Here is a 15,273-nt window from a genome sequence, read left to right as displayed (position 1 = left end):
GAAACTTCGTGCAGCTGATTGACCTGTCGTCCCCGATCGACCCGCAGGGGTGGGAGCCGGAGCCGCTGTCGCTGGTCACCATGTCCGCCCAGGACGGCGCCAAGCACCTGGTCTCGGAGATGCGCGAGCACTTCGGCATGGAGCTGGACCCGGAAGTCCTGCGGGACGCCGAATTCCTCACCAATGACACGGTGTCGCTGACCACGCACACCGGCACGCACATCGACGCACCCGCGCACTACGGCGACGCCACGTCGTACGGTTCGGCCCCGCGCACGATCGACCAGATGCCGGTCGAGTGGTTCCACCGCCCCGCCGTGGTCTTGGACTTCACCGGCCGCGAGCCGGGGGTCATCACGGCGGACGACGTGCGCGCTGAACTGTCCCGAGTGGACTATCAGCCGAAGGAGCTGGACATCGTCCTGCTTCACACCGGCGCCGACCAGCACGCCGGTACGCCGAAGTACTTCACCGAGTTCGTCGGCCTCGACCAGTCGGGGCTGGACCTGCTGCTGGACTTCGGGGTCCGCGTGATCGGCACGGACGCGTTCAGCCTCGACGCGCCGTTCACGCACATCATCGAGACCTACCAGCGCACCGGGGACAAGTCGGTGCTGTGGCCGGCGCACATGCGCGGCCGCGACCGCGAGTACTGCCAGATCGAACGGCTGGCGAATCTCGGGCAACTGCCGCGGGCGCACGGCTTCACGCTGTCGTGCTTCCCGGTGAAGCTCGCTGGCGCCGGAGCCGGTTGGGCTCGCGCCGTCGCTATCGTCGAGTAGCTTGTCGGTCCGTGAGGGGAACCCTGAGGGAATCTGATTCCCTCAGGGTTCCCTTCACGGCTTTTAGCTGGCCCAGTCCGGAGTCTCGAGCAACTCGATGACGGCGCTGCTCCACGTGAACCCCGCGCCGACGCCCATCAGCAGGCAGGTCTGCCCCGGCTGTAGTCCGCCGGTCCGCACCAGATGCTCCAGGCTGACGATGTGGTCGCCCGCCCCGAGGTGCCCGATCCGGCTGTCGAAGTCCCACGTCGTCCGTTCCAGCGGAACGTCCATGTGCCGCAGGTAGTTCGACACCAGCCGCCGCCGCCCGAAGTGCGGCAGCACCAGCCGGTCCACATCGGACAGTTCCAGTTCGGCGTCGCTCAGCGCGCGTTTCAACGCCTCGCGTTGCCCGTCGAGAATGGCCGCAAGCGTTTGCGACATCCCCGCCTCGGCGACGTAGGACCGTTTGTGCGCGTCCAGATCGACCAGCTGCCGGTCACGCATCTCGACCTCGCCGAACGCGGCCCCCGCCCGGTGCATGCCCTCCAGCTCCGGCCCGCCGACCACCGCCAGGCTGCGCAACCGCGCGAACCCGCCCGTGCTGGACAGCACCATCGCCGTCCCGCCGTCGGCATACGCCGTCCCCGGATCGCTGTGCCAGCGGTCGAAATCCGGCCCGTCGAAGCGATCCGCCGCCGTGATCAACGCTGCCTGCCGCGCCGGATCCGCCAGGAGGTAGCTGGCCGCGAGGTCGAGCGCCGCCATGCCCCCGTTGGACACCTGCCGCACCTCGATCGCCGGACAGGTCCCGCCGACCGCCGCCCGCTGGACGTACGCGGCCGGCGACCACAGGTCGTAGCCCTGATGGAACAACGTCGCGTGCAGCAGCACCGCGATGTCCCCGCGCGCCACGCCGGACCGCTCCAGCGCGACCCGCGCGGCCCGAGCCGCCATCTCCGGCGGCGCGATCCCGTCCGGCGCGACGAGGACCGATTCCATCTCGCTTTTCCGCGCCGTCTCGGCCGAGCATTGCCCGCTCCGCACCGCTTCGGCGGTCGTCGTCGCCGGAGGCAGCCAGCTCCCGAGCCCGGCGAGGTACAGCCCGTCGAATCTCATGGCCGCCAGCCTTCCGGCGGACTCTCGACGGTGTGTGGGAACGGGCTCGACCTGGCAGTCCAGCGGAGGTCGAGCAGCCGTCGACCGCGCTGTCCGACGATCCGGCTGCCGACGGATGAGGGGAGTTTCGACGATGACCGAGGTCGCACTGCTGTTCCCGGGCCAGGGCTCGCAGCACGTCCGCATGGCCGCCGGACTCTACGGCCAAGACGAGGCCTTCACCGACGCGGTGGACGAGGTCTTCGCCGCGCTGGGCCCCGACGGCCCCGCCATCCGCGCCGATTGGCTGACTGATTCGCCGGTGGTCCCGTTGGACCACGTGACCCGATCCCAAATCCTGCTGTTCACCGTCGGCCATGCCCTCGGCCGGATGATCCTCTCGTGGGGCGTGCGGCCGGTTGCCTTGCTGGGACACAGCGTCGGCGAGGTCGCCGCCGCGACCTTGGCCGGGGTTTTCGAAGTCCAGGCCGCCGCGGACCTGATGTGGCGCCGGGTGCAGGAACTGGCCGCCGCCCCCGCCGGTGGCATGCTCGCCGTGGCCGCGACGGTCGAGGATGTCACTCCGGTGCTCACGGACGAGGTCGTCATCGGGGCGATCAACGCTCCCCGGCAGCTGATCCTTTCCGGGCCGGAACAGCCGCTCGCGGAGGCGTCGGCCAAGTTGCGCGCCGCCGGACGGACGTGTCTCCGGGTTCCGGCTACCTCGGCCTTCCACAGCCCCGCCCTGGCCGATGCTGCCGCCCGATGTCTGCCGTCGGTGGCTGCGGCGCAGCCTTCGCCGCCGAAGATCCCGATGGTCTCGGGCTACACCGGCCGTTGCCTCACCGACACGGAGGCGACTGATCCGGCCTATTGGGCTTCGCATCCGGTCGAGCCGGTGCGGTTCTGGCCCGCGCTGGGGACGTTGCTGGGGCCGGACTCGCCGCTCGCCGCCGGTGGGGAGCGGGTGTTGCTGGAGACAGGGCCGTCGCAGCTGCTGGCTAAGGCCGCGCGGATGCATCCGGCGGTACGGGCCGGGGAGGCGAGGGTGGTGGGGATGCTGCCTGCGCGGGCTGGCGGTCCGGAGGCGGATCTTGCTGCGATGGCGGCTTGCCGGGAGGCGTTGGGCGCGGCTGGGTGAGGGCGTCGTGAGTGGCTATGCCGGTTCTAACCGGCATAGCCACTCACGAGGCTGTGGTGCCGGGGTTGCGTGGCGGTCATGCGCCCCAATGTGGCATTGGGTGCATCTGACGCACCCAATGCCACATTGGGGCCGCTCGCCCCGCAGACAGCCAATTCGGTATCCGCTCTAACCGGGATTAACACTCACGACCGCTCGGGCCGTGCGGCGCGGGGTCGTTCGCGCCTGTTCTGGCTGAGTTGGGCTCGGCGTAGCGGGTCGTTCACTGTGCGGTGTTGTGCTGTCGAAAGGCTGCGGCCTTACTCGGGCGCGGCGAGTTCCGACGCACGAGGCGGTGGTGAAGCGATGTGGCTGGTCGAATGTCCGTCGTTCTGGGATCAGGGGCTGATTCGCCCGCTCGTCACCGAGCACGGCAAGGTCGTGCTGATGTGCGATTCCTGCACCGCGGTGTGGCGGACCCCGGCCAGCATCGAGGATTTCGAGCACGTCGAGCCGGAAGCGCCGGAGTGGTCGATCGGCTCGGACACGCACGTCCGGCCCGGGACGACGCGCTGGGCTGAGCTGGCCGACGTCGCCTCGGCTGGGTGGGGCGATCTCCGGTGGCGCGAGCTGCCCTGAGCCGCACCTGATTTCTCCGGCCGCGCTGGCAGGACTGTCGCGGCTCGAATTGTGCTGCGTGCCAACGGAACCTGATCGCTTGGCATGCCTTGTTTCGCCGTGCCCGTTCCCTGGCCGACCCCTGCCCTTGCTAGTCAGTGTTACTATGTACCGGTACTCAGCGACACTGACTAGCTGAAGGGCGTTCGATGGGCAAGCAGGCGACGGAGATGCTCAAGGGGACCTTGGAGGGCATCGTCCTCGCGATTCTTGCCGGGCGGGCCGCGTACGGGTACGAGATCACCTCGTGGTTGCGCGAGCGGGGGTTCACCGATCTCGCCGAGGGGACCGTTTACGCGCTGCTCGTGCGGATCGAGCAGCGCGGGCTCGTCGACGTCGAGAAAGTGCCGTCCGAGAAAGGGCCGCCGCGCAAGGTTTATTCGCTGAACGCGCCCGGGCGGGCGAGTCTTGAGGAGTTCTGGCGGAACTGGCGGTTTCTCTCGGACCGGCTCGAGCAGCTGCGCAAGGAGGGAATCACTCATGGGGAATGAAGCGAAAAGCTGGTACCAGCATTACTTAGAGGTGGTCATAGGGCCACTGGAGGACAAGAAGCGGTACCGGCGTTACAAGGCGCGCGTTGAGGAGTTGCCGCCGGATTACCGGGCGGCGGCCAAGGCTCTGCACCGGTACCTGCAGTATTTCGGGCCGGGGACGTCGGAGGGGCATGTGCGGATGCTGGACGACCTCATCGACCTGTTCGAGCAGAGTCTCGCCAACGGGACGTCCGTGCGGGGAATCGTCGGGGACGAGCCGGTGGAGTTCGCGGAGGAGTTTCTGCGGAGTTATCCCGAGGGGAGCTGGATTTCCCGGGAGCGGACGCGGTTGACCGAATCCATCGATCGTGCCGTCGGCGGTGCGGAATGACGGCGCCGGCGATTCGCGTACGCGGGCTGCGGAAGTCGTACGGGAAACTGGAAGTGTTGCGCGGGGTTGATTTCGACGTGGCGCGCGGCAGCATCTTCGCGTTGCTCGGGTCGAACGGCGCGGGCAAGACCACGGTGGTGCGGATTTTGTCCACCTTGCTCAAGGCGGACGCGGGCGAGGCGGAGGTCAACGGGTTCGCGGTCGCGAGCCAGGGGGCGGACGTGCGCGAGTCGATCAGTCTCACCGGGCAGTTCGCGGCGGTCGACGAAATCCTTACCGGGCGCGAGAATCTGGTGCTGGTCGCCAAGCTGCGGCACCTCAAGAAGCCGGGCGCGATCGCGGACGAGCTGCTGGAGCGGTTCTCGTTGGCCGACGCTGGCGCGCGGAAGGTCTCGACGTATTCCGGGGGCATGCGCCGTCGCCTCGACATCGCGATGAGCCTGATCGGGGACCCGCAGGTCATCTTCCTCGACGAGCCGACGACCGGACTCGATCCGCAGGCGCGCAACGACGTCTGGCGGGCCGTCGAGGAACTCGCCGAGCAGGGGGCCACGGTCCTGCTCACCACGCAGTACCTGGACGAGGCCGAACACCTCGCCGACCGGATCGCGATCCTGCACGAGGGGCGGGTGCTCGTGAACGGGACGCTCGCCGAACTCAAGCAGCTGCTTCCGCCGGCCAAGGTCGAGTACGTCGAGAAGCAGCCGACGCTCGAAGACGTCTTCTTTTCCCTGGTCGGCGCGGGAAGCAAGGGGGAAGGGCGATGAGCAACCACTTCGCCGGCGACAGCGCTGTCCTGTTAGGACGGTCGCTGCGGCACATCATCCGCAGCGTGGACACGATCATCACGACCACGCTCACGCCGATCGCGATGCTGCTGCTGTTCACCTACGTCTTCGGCGGCGCGATCAACTCCGGCTCCGAGTCGTACGTGACCTACCTGCTGCCGGGCATCCTCCTGATCACCATCGCCTCCGGCATCGCGTACACCGCCTTCCGGCTCTTCCTGGACATGAAGGGCGGCATCTTCGAACGCTTCCAGTCCATGCCGATCGCGCGGTCGGCGGTGCTGTGGGCGCACGTGCTGACGTCGGTGATCGCGAACCTGATCTCGGTCGCGGTCGTCGTGCTGGTCGCGTTCGCGATGGGCTTCCGCACCAGCGCGGGACCGCTGGCCTGGCTCGCGGTGCTCGGCATCCTGGTGCTGTTCACCCTGGCGCTGACCTGGATCGCGGTGATCCCCGGCCTCACCGCCAAATCCGCGGACGGCGCGAGCGCGTTCTCCTACCCGCTCGTCTTCCTGCCGTTCGTCAGCTCGGCCTTCGTGCCCACCGGCACCATGCCGGGACCGGTGCGCGCGTTCGCCGAACACCAGCCGGTGACGTCGATCGTCAACACCATCCGCGACCTGTTCGCCGAGCGTCCGGTCGGCAGCGGCATCTGGACCGCGCTGGCGTGGTGCGTGGGGATTCTGGTGGTGGCGTACTTCTTCGCCAACGTGATTTATCGTCGCAAGATCTCCTGACTCATCCCAGCGCCCACAGCCGCGCGTAGTGGCCGTCCGCCGCGACCAGTTCGGGGTGCGTGCCCTGCTCGACGATGCGGCCGTGATCGAGCACCACGATCCTGTCCGCCTTCGCGGCGGTTGCCAGCCGGTGTGCGACGACGAAGGTGGTGCGCCGCCGGGCGAGGTGTTCGGTGGCGCGCAGGACGGTCGCCTCGGTGGCCGGGTCCAGGGCGGCGGTGGCTTCGTCCAGCAGGAGCACGTCCGGGTCGACCAGTTCGGCCCTGGCCAGCGCGACGAGCTGCCGCTGCCCGGCGGACAGCGAACGGCCGCGTTCGCCCACTGGCTGCCGGAAACCGGCGGGCAGCGCGGCCACTCCGTCCAACGCGCCGACCGCGCGTACGGCGGCCTCGACCTCCGCGTCGGTAGCTTCCGGACGGCCATACCGCACGTTGTCCGCGACCGTGCCGGAGAACAGATGCGCCTCCTGCGGCACCACGCCCATCCGAGCGCGCAACGCGGGCAGGTCATACTCGCGGACGTCGACCCCGTCGATCAGCACCGCGCCGCCCGTGGCGTCGTAGTAGCGCGCGACGAGCTTCACCGCGGTGGACTTGCCCGCCCCGGTCGCGCCGACCAGTGCGACGGTTTCGCCAGCCGCGACATCGAGCGTCAGGTTCTCCAGTGCGGGCTTTTCCGCTCCGGTGTAAGAGAAATCGACGTCCTTGAACCGCACCTCGCCGGACAGGTGCGCGGGCAGTTCGACCGGCTGTTCAGCCGGGGGCACCGACGTCGGCGTGCGCAGCAGATCGCCGATGCGGCTCAGGCCGACGCGGGCCTGCTGGTAGCCGTCGAACACCGACGACAGCTGCTGGATCGGCGAGAAGAACTGCTGCAGGTACAACAGGAATCCCAGCAGCACCCCGGCTTCGAGCGTGCCGCCCGCGACGCGGTGCGCGCCGACGACCAGCACCGTGGTGGTCGCCAGGTCCGACAGCAGCGAGACCAGCGGGAAGTACGTCGCGATGTATCGCTGCGCGCGCAGCCGCGACCGGCGGTAGTCGTCACTGCGCGACGCGAACACCTCCGCCGAACGCTCCTCACGCGTGTACGCCTGAGCCACGCGCAGACCGCTGACGTTCTCCTGCATGTCCGCGTTGACGACGCTCACCTTCTCGCGCGCCTCGGTGTACGCGCGCGAAGCGACCCGCCGGAACACCAGCGTGGCCACCAGCAGGATCGGCAGCATGGCCAGCGCGTATACGGCCAGCGCGGCATCGGTGACCAGCAGCGCGACCGTGATGCCCACCAACGTGAGCGCACTGACCACCGCGGTGGCGAGCCCGGTCTGCAGGAACGTGGACAACGCGTCGACGTCCGTGGTCATCCGGGTCATGATCTTCCCGGACAGCTCACGCTCGTAATAGTCCAGCCCGAGCCGTTGCAGATGCGCGTAACTGCGCACGCGCAGCGAGTACAGCACCGTCTCGCCGACCCGCGCGGTGAGCCGCGTCTGCCAGCGCACCACGAACCAGTCGGCCGCGACCACCAGCGCGCCGATCCCGGCCAGCAGCCACACCACGCTCACCACGCCCGGCAGCACGCCGTGGTCGACCCCGCGCTGGTACAGCGACGGCAGCGCGAGCGAGGCCAGCGCGTCCGCCGCGACCAGGCCGACCACCCCGGCGAGCGGCCACCGCACCGGCCGCAGGATCCGGGACAGCCGGAAGCCGGGGTCCGGGGCCGTGACGTCCACATCGGACAGCCGGGGCCGGTCCGTCGCCGGCGGCAACCGGCGGACGCCTTCCAGCAGTTCGGGGGTCGGCGGCACGTCCGCGCCGCCGCTGCCCGCGAACCCGCTCCCGCCGCCGGGTGCCCCGCCCCGGGACTGCGCGGCTGCGGCGAGAGCGTCGACCTCGTCGCGTTCGTCGTGCGGCCACAGCACCGCCGTGGTGCCGTCCGCGCCGGGCTCAAGGTTTTCGCAACGGTGCGGTTTCTCGACGTCGTCGCCCGGCCCGGCGACCAGCTCACGGAACAACGGGCACCGCGCCAGCAGCTCGTCCTCGGTGCCGACGTCGACCACCCGGCCCTGGTCCAGCACCGCGATCCGGTCGGCCAGCTGCAGCGTGGACCGCCGGTGCGCGATGAGCAACGTGGTGCGCTCGGCGGTGACCGCGCGCAGCGTGTCGTGGATCGCGGCTTCGGTGACAGTGTCGATCGCGGACGTCGCGTCGTCCAGGATCAGCACGCGCGGATCGGTGAGCAGCGCGCGAGCGAGCCCGAGCCGTTGCCGCTGCCCGCCGGACAGCGTGAGCCCGCGCTCGCCGACCTCGGTGGCGTATCCATCGGGAAGCGCGCGGATGAACTCGTCCGCCTCCGCCGCGCGGGCGGCCGCGAACACCTCCTCGTCGCTCGCGTCCGGGCGGCCGTACGCGATGTTGTCCCGTACCGACGTGGAAAACAGGAACGCTTCCTCGAAGACCACGCCGATCGCCTGCCGCAGGTCCTTCAACGGCACGTCGCGCACGTCCAGCCCGCCGACCCGCACCGAACCCGAATGCACGTCGTAAAACCGGGGCAGCAGCATGGAAATCGTGGACTTCCCGGACCCCGCCGTGCCCACCAGCGCGAGCGTTTCGCCAGGGCGTGCTTCCAGGGTGAGCCCGTCGAGCACCGGATCGCTGCGGGTGTAGCCGAACTTCACGTCGGACAGCTCCACGCCCAGCGTGCCGGGCGGCAGCGGACGCGCGTCCGGGCTGTCGGCGACCTCCGGCTGCGCGTCGATCAGCTCGTAGACCCGCTCCGCGCCGGCGCGGGTGAGCTGCGCCTGCACCACCAGCCCGGACAGGAACCGCGCCGGGCCGATCAACGCGGCGAGATACGTGGCGAACGCGAGGAACGTGCCGAGACTGATCTGCCCGTTCAACGCCAGCACGCCGCCGATCGCCAGCACCGCGACCTGACCCGCGGCAGGCAGTGCCGACGTGGTCGCTGTCGGCAACGCGGACAGCCTCGCCGCGCGCAACCGCTCCGCGAACAGCTTCCGCGCCGTGCGTTCCAGCCGGGCGACCTCGCGCGCCTCCTGCCCGAAACCCTTCACCACGCGCACGCCGGTGACGGTTTCCTCGACGTGCTGCGCCACATCCGCCGCGCGCTGCTGCGCCGACCAGGTCGCCGGGAACAACCGCCGCCTGCTCATCGCCACGACAATCCCGACCGCGGGCGCGACCACCAGCGCGATGAGCGTGAGCAGCGGCGACATCCACAGCATCGCGCCCAGCGCCAGCACCGCGAAAATCACCGACCCCGCCGACAGCGGGACCTGCATCAGCAACCCGGTGACCAGCTGCAAATCCGAAATCGCGCGCGACACGACCTGCCCGGTGCGCAACGCGTCCTGCTTCCCGCCGTCCAGCCGCGACACCGCGCCGAACACCCGGTTCCGCAGATCGTGCTGCACGTCGAGTGCCAGCCGCCCGCCGACATACCGCCGCAGGAACGCCGACCCGAACGCCACGACCTGCAACGCCACCAGCCCCGTCGCGAGCCCGGCCAGCTGTGACGTGTGCCCCGCCACCGCGTCGTCCACCGCCGACCGCACGAGCAACGGGGTCGCCGCCTGCACGCCCACGCTCAGGATCGCCGCCGTCATCGCGAGCACGACGACGCCGCGGTGCTCCCAGCAGGCAGCGGACAACCGGCGCACCCAGCCGACCGGTGGGGGCACCGTCTCAGCAATCGGACGGTCTTGACGCGCGGGCGTCGCAGTGGTGGTCACATCACAAGGTTAGGGAGCGGCACCGACAATTTATTCCCGCGACCGCCGCCCGCCCGGACCAAACGGGCACAACCGGCGCGGCCGGACGCCGAGGTGACGAACGGCACGCCAGCGGGCTCCGAAGGACCCTGGAAGCGGCGTGGAGCAGGGAAACCCCGTCCCTGCCAGCAAAGGTGAAAGGTTGAACGTTCACCTGGTCACCGGGAAGAACCCCGGCGAATTCCACCCCCGGACGAGCGCTCCCGCTCTTTATTCTTTAAGCTAGTACCCGGCGACCCGCTCCCAGTGACCCCCAGGCTGGTTGAGCGGGTCGCCCCTTCTTCCCTTCCTGTGCTCGCGCGTGGCCGCGCTTCGCCCAGGAAGGGGCGTCGTGCCGACCCGGGGGGCCGAGCCCCCCGGACCCCCACGGTGCTGTTGGTGGCGGTTGGGTGGGTGGTTGTTTTTTGCGGCGGGCTTGGTGGGGCGGGCGCGGGTTTTGTTACGGGGTATGGCTCATGGGCGGCGTTGGTCGGTTGCTTGGCGGGGGTGCTTGGGGGCTGAAGCGGTGTGGGGCCTGGCTGTCGCTGTGAGCCGCGACGTAATTTGTGCGCCTGGTGCTGTCGGCGGGTTCGGCTGGGCTTTGGGTGCAGAAAATGCTGGGGCATAAGGAAAAGCGGCGAGGAGTCGGGTGGGGTCCTCGCCGCTTTTCTTATGCGGGTGGTCAGGCCAGTGCGGTTTCCACGGGGGTGTGGGGGAGGCCGTGGGCGGTGGCGACCGGGGCGTTGGTCAGGGCGCCCGCGTGGGTGTTCAGGCCGAGCGCCAGGGCCGGGTCTGCCGACAGGGCGGCCTTCCAGCCCTTGTCCGCCAGCTGCACCGCGTAGGGGAGGGTCACGTTGGTGAGGCCGTAGGTGCTCGTGCGCGGGACCGCGCCGGGCATGTTGGCCACGCAGTAGAAGACCGAGTTGTGGACCGTGTAGGTCGGGTCGTCGTGGGTGGTCGGGCGGGAGTCGGCGAAGCAGCCGCCCTGGTCGATGGCGATGTCCACCAGGACGCTGCCCGGCTTCATGCGGGAGACCAGGTCGTTGGAGACCAGCTTCGGAGCCTTCGCGCCGGGCACCAGTACCGCGCCGATGACCATGTCCGCTTCCAGGACCGACTCCTCCACCGACAGGCGGTTGGAGGTCACGGTGCGGATGCGGCCGCCGAAGTCGTTGTCGATCTGGCGAAGGCGGTCGACGTTGGTGTCCAGGATTTCGACGTCCGAGCCGAGGCCCAGCGCGACGCGGGCGGCGTTCAGACCGGCGACGCCGCCGCCGATGACCACGACTCGCGCCGGGTGCACGCCGGGGATGCCGCCGGGCAGGACGCCGCGGCCGCCGCTCGGCTTCATCAGGGCGTAGGCCCCGACCTGCGGGGCGAGGCGGCCGGCGACCTCCGACATCGGGGCAAGCAGCGGCAGCGCGCCGTTCGGCTTCTGCACCGTCTCGTAGGCGATCGCGGTGGTGCCCGCGGCCAGCAGCGCGTCGGTCAGCGGACGGTCCGCGGCGATGTGCAGGTAGGTGAACAGCACCAGGTCCTTGCGCAGGCGCGGGTACTCCTCGGCGATCGGCTCCTTCACCTTCAGCACGAGTTCGCCCTCGGACCACGTCTCCTCCGCCGTGGCGAGCACCTTCGCACCCGCCGCGACGTACTCCTCGTCCGTGATGGACGACCCGGTCCCGGCACCCGTCTCGACGAAGACGTCGTGCCCGCGACCGACCAGCTCGTGCACGCCGGCCGGGGTCAACGCGACCCGGTACTCGTGCTTCTTGATCTCACGGGGAACGGCGATGCGCACTGCTTGCCTCCTGGCGGCGGTTCTGTCGAAGGTGTTGCCACTCACGGTGATCTACCCGGACGGCGGTGTCATCATCCCGTCGGCACAGTCTTGCGCGGGGTTGGTAGTGCTGTGGGGACAACGCACTTGACCTCGACTCCACTAGAGGTAGTTGGCTGGCAGCTGGCGGAGACTTGAGGAAGGGCATACATGCGAGCGGTGTGGCTGCGGGAGTTCGGCGGGCCGGCGGTGCTGCAGGCGGGGGACGCCCCCGATCCGGCTCCCGGACCGGGGCAGGTGCTGATCGAGGTGGCGTTCGCGAACGTCACGTTCGTGGAGACGCAGTTCCGGGCGACCGGGACGGGGCCGTTCGCGGGCGCGCTGCCGATGGTGCCCGGCAACGGCGTCGGGGGTGTGATCAGCCGCGCCGGGGAGGGCGTGGATCCGGCGCTGGTCGGGAAACGCGTGGTGACGTCGACCGGCGGCAGCGGCGGTTACGCCCAGCGCGTGGTCGTGGACGCGGAGTTGGTGTTCCCGGTGCCGCACGCGCTGAGCCTCGACGCGGCCGTCGCGCTGCTGGCCGACGGCCGCACGGCGACCGGCTTGGTGCACGCGACCGAGGTGGTGCCGGGGGACCGGGTGCTCGTCGAGGCTGCCGCGGGAGGGGTCGGCAGCCTCTTGGTGCAGCTGGCGAAGGCCGCGGGCGCGGAGGTCGTCGCGGCCGCGGGCGGGCCGGAAAAGCTTGCCCGGGCCCGGGAATTGGGTGCTGATCTGGCGGTCGACTACAACGACCCGCGGTGGACTGAGGAGGCCGGTGAGGTCGACGTGGTCTTCGACGGCGTGGGAGGCGCGGTCGGCACTGCGGCGTTCAGCTTGGTACGGCCTGGTGGCCGGATGGCGATTTACGGTCTGGCTAGCGGGTCGTGGACGGAAGTGTCCGAAGAGGACGCTGCCGCGCGCGGGGTCAGGCTGGTCCGGTCGATCGGTGATGCGGCGGCGATGCGTGGTTACACCGAATCGGCGCTGGCGGCGGCTGCGGCTGGGCAGATCACTCCGGTGATTGGGCAGCGGTTTCCGTTGGAGCGTGCGGCTGATGCGCATGCGGCGATTGAGTCGCGGGGGACTATTGGGAAGACGCTGCTGGTGGCGTGATGCGGTTTCGCCGCGGTTTTCGGTGCGGTGGGGGCACCCCGAAGCCCGATTGTGACTACGGCGCGGGGGTGTTTGTCAAGGCGGGAAAGATGCCTTGACAAACACCCCCGCGCCGCGTTTTGGCTTCGTATCGGGGTGCGGGGGTGGTGTGGGTGCACCGGTGGTTGGCTGCGTTGGCTGCGGTTCGCGGGTGCGGGGTCCGTGAGGGGAACCCTGAGGGACTCTGATTCCCTCAGGGTTCCCCTCACGGACTTCTGGGGGAGGGAGCTGCGCGGTCCGGTTGCGGCTGCGGAGAAACCTCCGTGCGGGTCCGGATGAAGCCGGAATCGTTGCGGGCCAAGGATCTCAGCTACGAGGCCAGCGAGATCAGCTCCAGCGAAGCGCGATCAGCTGGGTGAGCAAAGCAAGCCGGACATCGGGATCGTCGAGGTTCAGCGGGACGAGTTCCAGCAGCCGTTTCATCCGGTACCGCAACGTGTTCGGGTGAATTCGCAGCCGTTCCGCGGCGGCGCGGGGGTCGCCGGGGTTGCGGAGCCATTCGTAGAGAGTGTCGACGTATCCGGCGTTGCTCGTCTCGTCGTGTGCGCGCAGCACGCCGAGCGGGCCGAGTTCCGACACCTGCGCCGCCGCTGCTCCGGCGGCGGCGCGGTGCAGGACCAGCGCGGTCCACGCTTCGTCGTAAGCCACGACGCGGCCCTCCACCAGTCCTGCTCGCAGCAGTCCGAGCGCTTCGTCCGCCTGGGCTCGTGACGCGGCTAGCGCGGTCGGATCGCCCGGTGCGCCCGCGGCCGCGCGTGGCAAGCCGCCTCGGCGGGACGCGGGTTGGGAGAGCAGGGCGTCCCGCAGTTCCGGCCAGCCGCCTTCGCCAGCGCGGTCCGGCACCACGACGTACAGCAATCCGCCCAGCTCAGCTGCGACTGGACGGCGTCCGAAACCCTGCGAAATCCGTTCCAGCAACGCCAGCAACAGCCCCTCGGCGTCCCGGCTGTCGCCGCCGCTGACGTCCACGACGACGACTCGGTGCGGTTCGTCGGACAGGTCCAGTTCGGCGACCACCCGGCGCGGCGGGACCTGTCCTTCCAAGACCGCTCGCAACAGTTCCGCGGAAGCCCGGCGTTGCGCGTCCGTGTGCGCGCGCCGCCGCAGCAGGTGCAGCGCGACGACTGGGGCCGCGTCCGCGAAAGCCGCCGCGCGTTCCTCCGAAACCGGGCCCGGGACGACCGCCCACATCGAACCCAGCAGCTCGCCGCCCATCCGGATCGGCACGATCAGCCGCGGGAGGGTGCCGTCGCGCTGGGCCGGGACGAAGATCGTTTGCCTGCCACGGGAAAGCTCGCGGAACACGCCGCGCGAGCGGAACCGGGCGAGCACGTCGTCCGGGATGCGGCGGCCCATGATCGTCGCGACGCGCGCCGGGTCGGTGAGGTCCTGGCGTGCGGAGTAGGCGAGGACGCGCGAGTTGGTGTCCTCGATCGTCACCGACGCGTCGACCACCGCGGCCACGGCGTCGGCGAGCCGGAAGAGGTCGCCGGAACCTGGGTCGCCGCCTTCTTCGAGCGCTTCGGATTCGTCGGCGAGCGCGTCCAAAACCGTGCGCAACAGCCAGACCAGCTGTGCCCACGACGTCGCCGCGTGCACTTGGATCAGCGCGATCCCGGCTGCCTTCGCCGCCCGCCGCACCGACTGTTTCGCGGCCAGCGGCGGCTTCAGCAACACCGCGGCCGCACCCCGCCCCGCACTCACCCGGACGAGTTCCGCGGCATCAGCCGACTCGATCGTGGCGACGCCGAGCACCAGGTCACCCGCGGCGATGGCGGACTCCGCACCCGGCTCGGCGATCACCACGTCGCCTACCGCGGGACAGTCCTCCGGCACGAGAAGCGCGTGGAGCAGCGTCGGACCGACCCGGTCCACGACGCTGCGTACCGAGACCACAGCTACCTCCAGCGCTTCTGACGTATAGCTGGAACGGTAGAAGACTGCCCGGGTTTCGCCACCCGCGGCACTAGTTAGCGCGACCGACCTTCGGCCACGGCTTGAAGTAGGACACCAGCGTCGCCAGCAACAGGAGCGTCAGCCCGACGCTCATCGCACCGGTCCCCGACACCGCGCTCGCGTCGACGATCTCCCCGCGCGCCGCCTGCTCGCCGTGCGCGATGAAACCCGGGACCACCAGCAGGTTTCCGCCGGTGAACAGGGCGAGCGTGGCCAGCAGTTTCCACAGCACCCAGTGGTAGCGGACCAGCTTCCACTTCGTGCCGAGCCCGAGGACGACCCCGGTCGCCAGCGCGAGCAGGCTGGCCGGGAAATAGAGGGTGCCGGCGAGCACCCCGGCGATGACGTTCGCGCTGCGCGTGGTCACCGGATCGAAGCCGGCCACCGCGAGCACGCTGCACAGCAGCACCGCGATCTCGGCTCCGATCCAGCCGACCGACGTGACGACGTGGCCGAACAGAACCCACTTCCGGGTCGTCGGCCGCATTCTCCAATCCATGCGGTTGAGCGTGCGCCGCGAGGGCGGGT

At 69.9% G+C, this 15,273-nt stretch carries 13 protein-coding genes; 8 read left to right on the top strand and 5 right to left on the bottom strand.

The features are described from left to right. Nucleotides 1-8 precede the first annotated feature (8 nt). A complete protein-coding gene (locus ACFSVL_RS26785; protein WP_378308313.1) occupies nt 9-782 on the top strand; it encodes a cyclase family protein in 774 nt (257 codons plus the stop codon). A gap of 63 nt (nt 783-845) precedes the next feature. On the opposite strand, the gene ACFSVL_RS26780 is transcribed toward ACFSVL_RS26785, so the two are convergent. Beyond that, nucleotides 846-1,880, bottom strand: coding sequence for a ketoacyl-ACP synthase III family protein (locus ACFSVL_RS26780; RefSeq protein ID WP_378308312.1), 1,035 nt, complete (start codon nt 1,878-1,880; stop codon nt 846-848). A gap of 133 nt (nt 1,881-2,013) precedes the next feature. On the opposite strand from ACFSVL_RS26780, the gene ACFSVL_RS26775 reads away from it, so the two are divergent. The 6 genes from ACFSVL_RS26775 (at nt 2,014) to ACFSVL_RS26750 (ending at nt 6,046) form a co-directional block, all read left to right on the top strand. Further along, the gene (locus ACFSVL_RS26775; protein WP_378308311.1) at nt 2,014-3,000 is read left to right on the top strand and encodes an acyltransferase domain-containing protein; all 987 of its coding nucleotides are present in this window, start codon (nt 2,014-2,016) and stop codon (nt 2,998-3,000) included. 345 nt (nt 3,001-3,345) lie between these two features. Then, nucleotides 3,346-3,618 carry a hypothetical protein gene (locus ACFSVL_RS26770; RefSeq protein ID WP_378308310.1) on the top strand — a complete coding sequence of 91 codons (273 nt, stop codon included), beginning with the start codon at nt 3,346-3,348 and terminating at the stop codon, nt 3,616-3,618. Between the two features lie 188 nt (nt 3,619-3,806). Further along, nucleotides 3,807-4,148: a PadR family transcriptional regulator gene (locus ACFSVL_RS26765; protein ID WP_378308309.1), complete on the top strand. Its 342-nt coding sequence runs from the start codon at nt 3,807-3,809 to the stop codon at nt 4,146-4,148. Then, nucleotides 4,138-4,521, top strand: a complete 384-nt coding sequence (locus tag ACFSVL_RS26760) for a DUF1048 domain-containing protein (protein WP_378308308.1) — start codon at nt 4,138-4,140, stop codon at nt 4,519-4,521. Before ACFSVL_RS26765 ends, ACFSVL_RS26760 begins: the two co-directional genes overlap by 11 nt. Continuing rightward, on the top strand, nt 4,518-5,288 hold the full coding sequence (locus ACFSVL_RS26755; RefSeq protein WP_378308307.1) for an ABC transporter ATP-binding protein: 771 nt from the start codon (nt 4,518-4,520) through the stop codon (nt 5,286-5,288). The genes ACFSVL_RS26760 and ACFSVL_RS26755 overlap by 4 nt, the downstream gene beginning before the upstream one ends. Beyond that, nucleotides 5,285-6,046: an ABC transporter permease gene (locus ACFSVL_RS26750; RefSeq protein ID WP_378308306.1), complete on the top strand. Its 762-nt coding sequence runs from the start codon at nt 5,285-5,287 to the stop codon at nt 6,044-6,046. The genes ACFSVL_RS26755 and ACFSVL_RS26750 overlap by 4 nt, the downstream gene beginning before the upstream one ends. Nucleotide 6,047: 1 nt before the next feature. Here ACFSVL_RS26750 and ACFSVL_RS26745 read toward each other — a convergent pair whose 3' ends face one another. After that, nucleotides 6,048-9,764: an ABC transporter ATP-binding protein gene (locus ACFSVL_RS26745; RefSeq protein ID WP_449224388.1), complete on the bottom strand. Its 3,717-nt coding sequence runs from the start codon at nt 9,762-9,764 to the stop codon at nt 6,048-6,050. A 739-nt stretch (nt 9,765-10,503) separates the two neighbouring features. After that, nucleotides 10,504-11,619: an alanine dehydrogenase gene (gene ald, locus ACFSVL_RS26740; RefSeq protein ID WP_378308304.1), complete on the bottom strand. Its 1,116-nt coding sequence runs from the start codon at nt 11,617-11,619 to the stop codon at nt 10,504-10,506. Nucleotides 11,620-11,808: 189 nt separating this feature from the next. On the opposite strand from ald, the gene ACFSVL_RS26735 reads away from it, so the two are divergent. Then, nucleotides 11,809-12,750, top strand: coding sequence for a zinc-binding dehydrogenase (locus tag ACFSVL_RS26735; RefSeq protein WP_378308303.1), 942 nt, complete (start codon nt 11,809-11,811; stop codon nt 12,748-12,750). Nucleotides 12,751-13,116: 366 nt separating this feature from the next. Here the strand turns inward: ACFSVL_RS26735 and ACFSVL_RS26730 are convergent, their stop codons facing one another. Together ACFSVL_RS26730 and ACFSVL_RS26725 are read right to left on the bottom strand one after the other, a co-directional pair. Continuing rightward, a complete protein-coding gene (locus tag ACFSVL_RS26730) occupies nt 13,117-14,685 on the bottom strand; it encodes a PucR family transcriptional regulator (protein ID WP_378308302.1) in 1,569 nt (522 codons plus the stop codon). A 70-nt stretch (nt 14,686-14,755) separates the two neighbouring features. Continuing rightward, the gene (locus ACFSVL_RS26725; protein WP_378308301.1) at nt 14,756-15,232 is read right to left on the bottom strand and encodes a hypothetical protein; all 477 of its coding nucleotides are present in this window, start codon (nt 15,230-15,232) and stop codon (nt 14,756-14,758) included. Nucleotides 15,233-15,273 lie beyond the last annotated feature (41 nt).

The sequence above is a fragment of the Amycolatopsis silviterrae genome (genome assembly GCF_042684085.1).
Classification (GTDB): Bacteria; Actinomycetota; Actinomycetes; order Mycobacteriales; family Pseudonocardiaceae; genus Amycolatopsis; species Amycolatopsis silviterrae.
Note: the sequence above shows the minus strand (reverse complement) of the source record. Positions and strands in the feature narration are given on the sequence as shown.

Bases quoted from the DNA above. Each gene is read 5' to 3' on its own strand.
- ACFSVL_RS26725 (WP_378308301.1), bottom strand. From the start codon at position 15,232: ATGCGGCCGACGACCCGGAAGTGGGTTCTGTTCGGCCACGTCGTCACG.
- ACFSVL_RS26760 (WP_378308308.1), top strand. From the start codon at position 4,138: ATGGGGAATGAAGCGAAAAGCTGGTACCAGCATTACTTAGAGGTGGTC.
- ACFSVL_RS26770 (WP_378308310.1), top strand. From the start codon at position 3,346: ATGTGGCTGGTCGAATGTCCGTCGTTCTGGGATCAGGGGCTGATTCGC.
- ACFSVL_RS26765 (WP_378308309.1), top strand. From the start codon at position 3,807: ATGGGCAAGCAGGCGACGGAGATGCTCAAGGGGACCTTGGAGGGCATC.
- ACFSVL_RS26755 (WP_378308307.1), top strand. From the start codon at position 4,518: ATGACGGCGCCGGCGATTCGCGTACGCGGGCTGCGGAAGTCGTACGGG.
- ACFSVL_RS26750 (WP_378308306.1), top strand. From the start codon at position 5,285: ATGAGCAACCACTTCGCCGGCGACAGCGCTGTCCTGTTAGGACGGTCG.
- ACFSVL_RS26780 (WP_378308312.1), bottom strand. From the start codon at position 1,880: ATGAGATTCGACGGGCTGTACCTCGCCGGGCTCGGGAGCTGGCTGCCT.
- ACFSVL_RS26775 (WP_378308311.1), top strand. From the start codon at position 2,014: ATGACCGAGGTCGCACTGCTGTTCCCGGGCCAGGGCTCGCAGCACGTC.
- ACFSVL_RS26735 (WP_378308303.1), top strand. From the start codon at position 11,809: ATGCGAGCGGTGTGGCTGCGGGAGTTCGGCGGGCCGGCGGTGCTGCAG.